Below are 6,622 nucleotides of genomic sequence, written 5' to 3'. Positions count from 1 at the left end.
GAGATCGAGGGTGGTGCGAAGCTCCTTCTCGGTGGTGGCGACGAGATCGGTCACTGCGGCGCTCCTCTCCAAGCGCTGCCCAGTCTACGGGGGCGCGGCGACGGCGCCCGCGGGCGCCCCGGCCGCGGAACTAGGCTCCTGTGCTCGTGACGGATCCCGCGCAGACCATCCCGATCCCCGCCGGCCTGCTGCCCGCCGACGACCGCTTCGGCTGCGGCCCGTCGCGCATCCGCGAGGCCCAGGTCGACGCGCTCGTCGCGGCGTCCCGGCACCTGCTCGGCACCTCCCACCGGCAGGCTCCGGTGCGCGATCTCGTCCACGCGGTCCGGGAGGGGCTCGCGAGGCTGCTCGGCGCGCCCGAGGGGTACGAGGTCGTGCTCGGCAACGGCGGGTCCACGGCGTTCTGGGACGCCGCCGCGTTCGGGCTGATCGAGCGCCGCAGCGCCCACGGCACCTGGGGCGAGTTCGGCGCGAAGTTCGCGAAGGCGGCGAACGCGCCGTGGCTCGCCGCTCCGGCCGTGACGGAGGCGCCCGCGGGCACGCGGGCGGACGTGGCGGCCGCGGACGACGCGGACGTCTACGCCTGGCCGCACAACGAGACGTCGACCGGGGTCGTGGCGCCCGTGCGCCGGGTGGCCGCGCCGGGCGCGCTGACCGTGGTCGACGCGACGAGCGCCGCCGGCGGCGTCGCGTTCGACGCCGCGGAGGCGGACGTCTACTACTGCGCGCCGCAGAAGAACCTCGGGTCCGACGGCGGCCTGTGGCTCGCGCTCTGCTCCCCCGCCGCGATCGAGCGGATCGGCCGCATCGCGTCGAGCGGCCGCTACATCCCCGAGTTCCTCTCCCTGCAGGCCGCGGTCGACAACTCCCGCCTGGACCAGACCCTGAACACGCCGTCCCTCGCCACGCTGGTGCTGCTCGAGTCCCAGCTGTCGTGGATGAACGAGCAGGGCGGCCTGGCCTGGTCCTCCGCCCGCGCCGCGACCTCCTCCGGCCTGCTCTACGACTGGGCGGAGCGCGTGGACTACGCGGCGCCGTTCGTGGCGCGCGCCGAGGACCGCTCCCCCGTCGTCGTCACGATCGACTTCGACGGCGTCGACGCCGCCGCGGTGGCGAGGTCGCTGCGCGCGAACGGGATCGTCGACACCGAGCCGTACCGGAAGCTGGGCAGGAACCAGCTGCGCATCGGCACCTTCGCGTCGGTCGACCCGGCCGACGTCGAGGCGCTGATCGCCTGCATCGAGCACGTGGTCGACCGCCTGGCCTGACGCGTCGCCAGGTCCGTCGCGCGGTACTCCGCACCTTCGCGCGGTAGGTCGACCTCCCGCGCGGAGGTGCGACTACCGCGCGTCGCGGAACGCCCCTCGACCACCTGGCTACAGGGAGCGGTCCTCGTCGGCCGGCCGCGGGCCGCGGTCGTCGTCGGCGTCCTCGACCTCAGCGTCCTCGGGCTCGTCCTCGCTGTCGGGCTCGGGGGGCTCGGGCTCGACGGCCAGGAGTGCCGCGTCGTCGAGGTCGTCCAGCCCGTCGTCGACCGCGAGGTCGTCCTCGTCGAGGTCGCCGTCCTCATCGTCGTCGTCGAGCTCGTCGGGCTCGACCTCGGCGTCGTCCGCCTCCGCCTCGCCCGGATGGGCCTCGTCCGGGTGCTGGCGGCGCCACTCGGCGAGCCGCTCGGTCCACGGCACCCACGGCGGCGCCAGCAGGGCGTCGTCCCCGGGCAGCAGCTCGACCTCGAGCACGGTCGGGTCGATGCCGTCGAGGTCGGTGGTGGAGACCGTCCAGTGCCACGCGGCGTAGCCCGGCAGGGTGCACGCGAAGCGCAGATCGACGACGCCCGGCTCGGTCGCCTCCGCGTCGAGCAGCGCGCCGACGTCCTCCGGGTCGGTGATCTCCGCGAGCGCGGCGAGGGCGAGCGCGACGCGCTCCTCCACGGTGCCCGGCACGATCAGGCGTCGAAGTCTTCGGCGACCCGGCGGAGCACGGTGGCGATGCGGCGCCCGTGCTCGGCGTCGGGGTACTTGCCGCGGCGCAGGCCGGCACCCTCGCGGTCGAGCACCTTGATGAGGTCCTCGATGCGCGCGGCCATGTCGTCCGCGGAGGGGCGCGACATCCGCTGCAGGCTCGGCGGGCTCTCGAGGACGCGCACCGAGAGCGCCTGCATGCCGCGCTTGCCGGCTGCGACGCCGAACTCCAGCTTCGTCCCGGCCTTCACGACCGCGCCGGCGGGCAGCGCGGACGCGTGCAGGAACACCTCCTGGCCGTCGTCCCCGGTGATGAAGCCGAAGCCCTTGCTGTCGTCGTAGAACTTGACTCTGCCGGTGGGCATGGTGACCTCGAGATGACCTGGGACGGGAAGGGCGGGGACCGGAATCGGCCCATCCATCCTAACGGCGCAGGGCGGCCGGCTCGCGGGGCTTCCGCGACCGGTCGCGCGCGCTCCGGCCCGCGACCTCGACGGCCGGTAGGCTCCGGCACCGTGACGGCGACCGACCAGGGAGGCTCGCGAGCCCAGCGGGTGCTCGCGACGATGGCGTTCGCGCTCATCGGACTATCGGCGCTGTCGATCGTCGCGCTGCTGATCCTCGGCGCCTCGGGCGTCCGGATCACCGGCGCGCTCGTGGTGCTGCAGATCCTGCCGCTGCCGGGCCTGACGATCGGGCTGCTGCTCGTGATCGCGCTGTTCGTGGTGCTGGCGGTGCGCCGCTCCCGCGGGCAGCGTCCTCAGCGGAGTCGTCGCTGACCCTCGCGCGACACCCGCAAGGCGCACGACGAAGCACCAGGAACTACCCAGGAAGCGCGCAGATACTGTCGCGCATGGCGTCCGAGCAGCCCCGCGTCCTCATCGTCGACGACGAGCCGAACATCCGTGACCTCCTCACCACGAGCCTGCGGTTCGCCGGCTTCGCGGTCCGTGCCGTGAGCAACGGCGCCCAGGCGATCTCCGCGGTGCTCGAGGAGGAGCCGGACCTGATCATCCTCGACGTGATGCTGCCGGACATGAACGGCTTCGGCGTCACCAAGCGCCTGCGCGCCTCCGGCTACACCTCCCCGATCCTCTTCCTCACCGCGAAGGACGACACCGAGGACAAGATCACCGGCCTCACGGTCGGCGGCGACGACTACGTGACGAAGCCGTTCAGCCTCGACGAGATCGTCGCGCGCATCAAGGCGATCCTGCGCCGCACGATGCACGCGGAGGAGGACGCGGTCATCCGGGCGGGCGAGCTGACGATGGACCAGGACACGCACGAGGTCACCGTCGGCTCCGAGGCGATCGAGCTCTCCCCCACCGAGTTCAAGCTGCTGCGCTACCTGATGCTGAACCCGAACCGCGTGCTGTCGAAGGCGCAGATCCTCGACCACGTGTGGGAGTACGACTTCAACGGCGACGCCGGCATCGTGGAGTCCTACATCTCCTACCTCCGCCGGAAGCTCGACGCGCACTCGGCCGAGCCGATCATCCAGACGAAGCGCGGCTTCGGCTACATGCTGAAGGCGGCGAAGGTCTGACCATGCGCGGCTCGAGGGGTGCCGGGCTGCCCGGGGCCCCTTCCCGCGCGGTCTGACCCGCATCATGCGAGCGACCGTCGGCGAGTGGTGGAACTCGATCTCCCTGCGCGCCAAGATCACGGGCGTCACCGTGCTCGTGCTCACGCTCGGCCTGATCGTGTCCGGCTTCGGCGTGATGACGGTGCTGCGGAACTACCTGATCACCGACGCCGACCGGCAGCTGACCACGACGCTCAGCTCGGTGTCCGTCACGACGACGAGGAACGACGAGGTCGCCGCGGCCACGCAGTTCGTCTTCGCGCACCTGCGGTCGGACGGCACCATCATCCAGGCCAACCCGCGCTGGGACGACCTGCGGCCGGCCATCCCGCGCATCGACGCGGACGACGCCGTGGCGTACTCCCAGCCGTTCACGGTGAAGCAGGGCAACGCGGCGGCCTTCCGGATGTCCGCCAAGGTGCTCGACGACGGCTCGATCGCGGTGCTGGGCATGCCGCTCGAGAGCATCAACCGGCTCATCGCGCAGCTGTTCACCCTCTTCTTCGTGTTCGGCATCGGCGTCGTGGTCGTGGGGGCGGTGCTGACCCGGGTGCTCGTGGGGTCGACGTTCTCCCCGCTGAAGCAGGTGGAACGGACCGCCGCGGCGATCGCGGAGGGCGACTTCGGCCAGCGGCTCGGGTACACGACCCCGAACACGGAGGTCGGGCGGCTGAACCGCTCCCTGAACCGCATGCTGAACCGCATCGACGGCGCGCTCGCGGACCGCGCCCGCACCATCGACCAGATGCGGCGGTTCGTCGGCGACGCGAGCCACGAGCTGCGCACCCCGCTGGTCTCCGTGCGCGGCTACGCCGAGCTGTACCGGATGGGCGCGCTGCAGTCGAGGGACGACGTCGCGCAGGCGATGGACCGGATCGAGCGGGAGGCGGTCCGCCTCGGCGCGCTGGTGTCCGACCTGCTCGCGCTCGCGCGCATGGACGAGGCGCGGGAGCTGAAGCCGACGGTCGTCGAGCTGCTGCCGGTCGCCCACGACGCGGCGCTCGACGCCCGCGCGCTCGCTCCCAACCGCCCGATCCGGGTGATCGGCCACGACCCCGACACCCCGACCGGCACCGTCGAGATCCTGCGACCCGTCGCCGCGGAGACCGCCGCCGACACTGACTCGTCGACCACGACGGCCGGCCGGCTCTTCCGGCGCGGGGTGAGCCCCGACGCCGCGAGCGTCACCGGCTCCCTGCGACTCGCCTCCGCCCGCCTGCTCCGGGCCCGCAGGCGCGCGCGCGACGGCGGCGTCGAGGACGCCCCCTCGCCCATCACCACCGGGACCGCGAAGCCCGTCGTGTCGGCGGAGGAGGACAAGCTGCGGCAGGTGCTCGCGAACCTGATCGGCAACGCGATCCGGTTCACGCCGGACGGCACGCCGATCGAGATCGCGACGTACGGCGACAAGGCCCGTGGCATCGCGGTGCTCGAGGTCATCGACCACGGGGAGGGCATCCCGCCGCAGGTGCGCGACAAGATCTTCCAGCGGTTCTGGCGCGCCGACTCCTCCCGCACCCGCGACACCGGCGGCAGCGGGCTGGGGCTCGCGATCGTCGCCTCCATCGTGAGCGCCCACAGCGGCACCATCGGGATCTCGGAGACCGCGGGCGGCGGCGCGACCTTCCGGGTGACCCTTCCGCTCCTCCCCAGCGACGACCACGACCGGGATGCGGACGACGAGGGCGCCCAGGCCCCGGAGCACCAGCCCGCCTCCTAGCGTGGCGCCTCCCCGGACCCACCGGGATCCACGAGGAGGCAACCATGACCCGCTACACCGTCGACAGCGACGCCGTCGACTCCGCCGCCGCCGCGATCACCGCGACCGTGTCCCGCCTGCAGACGGAGGTCACCTCCCTGCACGGCCAGCTCGAGACGCTGCAGGGCGTCTGGACCGGTGCCGCCGCCATCGCCTTCCAGGGCGTCGTGCAGCAGTGGCGGACGACCCAGACGAGCGTCGAGCAGGTGCTCTCGTCGATCGACCGCGCGCTCCGCGTCGCGGGCCAGCAGTACGTCGAGACGGAGCTGGCGAACGCCCGCCTCTTCGGCTGACGCGGCGAACCCCGACTCGAGACCGTCAGCCGAGCGCGCACGGTGCTCATCCACTCGGTGCGCGCTCGGTTCGGCACAGACTTCGGCGCGCTTGCGCGCCGAAGGCCATCGAACACGGAAGGGCCGCACCCCCTCGCGGGGATGCGGCCCTTCCGTGGTTCAGGACCGGATCAGAAGTCCATGCCCGCACCGGCGTCGGCACCGACCGGGGCGGCGTTGCGCTCCGGCTTGTCGGCGACGACGGCCTCGGTGGTGAGGAACAGCCCGGCGATCGACGCGGCGTTGAGCAGCGCGGAGCGCGTGACCTTCACCGGGTCGTTGATGCCGGCGGACAGCATGTCGACGTACTCGCCGGTCGCGGCGTTCAGGCCGTGTCCGACGGGCAGGCCGCGCACCTTCTCGGCGACGACGCCCGGCTCGAGACCGGCGTTCAGCGCGATCTGCTTGAGCGGGGCCTCGACGGCGACCTTGACGATGTTCGCGCCGGTCGCCTCGTCACCGACGAGGTCGAGCTTCTCGAACGCCGTCTTGCCGGCCTGGATGAGGGCGACGCCACCACCGGCGACGATGCCCTCCTCGACGGCGGCCTTCGCGTTGCGGACGGCGTCCTCGATGCGGTGCTTGCGCTCCTTGAGCTCCACCTCGGTGGCCGCACCCGCCTTGATGACGGCGACGCCGCCGGCGAGCTTGGCGAGGCGCTCCTGCAGCTTCTCGCGGTCGTAGTCCGAGTCGGTGTTCTCGATCTCGTTGCGGATCTGCTGGACCCGGCCGGCGATCTGCTCGGCGTCGCCGGCACCCTCGACGATCGTGGTCTCGTCCTTGGTGATGACGACCTTGCGGGCGTTGCCGAGCAGGTCGAGGGTGACGTTCTCGAGCTTGAGACCGACCTCCTCCGAGATGACCTGGCCGCCGGTGAGGATCGCGATGTCCTGCAGCTGCGCCTTGCGGCGGTCGCCGAAGCCCGGAGCCTTGACGGCGACGGACTTGAAGATGCCGCGGATCTTGTTGACGATCAGGGTCG

Annotated in this window: 8 protein-coding genes; 5 read left to right on the top strand and 3 right to left on the bottom strand. The window is 72.3% G+C overall.

What is annotated here, in order from left to right:
* Positions 1-146 precede the first annotated feature (146 nt).
* Positions 147-1,268, top strand: a complete 1,122-nt coding sequence (gene serC, locus ACFE60_RS16545; protein WP_375389958.1) for a phosphoserine transaminase — start codon at positions 147-149, stop codon at positions 1,266-1,268.
* A gap of 108 nt (positions 1,269-1,376) precedes the next feature.
* Here the strand turns inward: serC and ACFE60_RS16540 are convergent, their stop codons facing one another.
* Complete coding sequence (locus ACFE60_RS16540) at positions 1,377-1,943, bottom strand: DUF3027 domain-containing protein (RefSeq protein ID WP_375389957.1); 567 nt, start codon at positions 1,941-1,943, stop codon at positions 1,377-1,379.
* A 2-nt stretch (positions 1,944-1,945) separates the two neighbouring features.
* Complete coding sequence (locus tag ACFE60_RS16535) at positions 1,946-2,326, bottom strand: cold-shock protein (RefSeq protein WP_375389956.1); 381 nt, start codon at positions 2,324-2,326, stop codon at positions 1,946-1,948.
* A gap of 150 nt (positions 2,327-2,476) precedes the next feature.
* Here ACFE60_RS16535 and ACFE60_RS16530 point away from each other — a divergent pair, with 150 nt between their 5' ends.
* From ACFE60_RS16530 to ACFE60_RS16515, 4 genes are all read left to right on the top strand, one after another.
* Positions 2,477-2,740 carry a hypothetical protein gene (locus ACFE60_RS16530; RefSeq protein ID WP_375389955.1) on the top strand — a complete coding sequence of 88 codons (264 nt, stop codon included), beginning with the start codon at positions 2,477-2,479 and terminating at the stop codon, positions 2,738-2,740.
* 74 nt (positions 2,741-2,814) lie between these two features.
* Entirely contained in the window at positions 2,815-3,510 is a 696-nt protein-coding gene (locus ACFE60_RS16525; RefSeq protein ID WP_375389954.1) for a response regulator transcription factor, read from the top strand.
* A gap of 64 nt (positions 3,511-3,574) precedes the next feature.
* The gene (locus ACFE60_RS16520; RefSeq protein ID WP_375389953.1) at positions 3,575-5,269 is read left to right on the top strand and encodes a sensor histidine kinase; all 1,695 of its coding nucleotides are present in this window, start codon (positions 3,575-3,577) and stop codon (positions 5,267-5,269) included.
* A gap of 44 nt (positions 5,270-5,313) precedes the next feature.
* Positions 5,314-5,601: a WXG100 family type VII secretion target gene (locus ACFE60_RS16515; RefSeq protein ID WP_375389952.1), complete on the top strand. Its 288-nt coding sequence runs from the start codon at positions 5,314-5,316 to the stop codon at positions 5,599-5,601.
* 170 nt (positions 5,602-5,771) lie between these two features.
* On the opposite strand, the gene groEL is transcribed toward ACFE60_RS16515, so the two are convergent.
* Positions 5,772-6,622 (bottom strand): chaperonin GroEL (gene groEL / locus ACFE60_RS16510; RefSeq protein ID WP_375389951.1); only part of this gene is annotated, 851 nt, incomplete at its 5' end.

It is taken from the genome of uncultured Amnibacterium sp. (assembly GCF_964245895.1).
Classification (GTDB): domain Bacteria; phylum Actinomycetota; class Actinomycetes; order Actinomycetales; family Microbacteriaceae; genus Amnibacterium.
The sequence above is the reverse complement of the archived record's forward strand: the minus strand, read 5'-3'. Positions and strand labels throughout refer to the sequence as shown.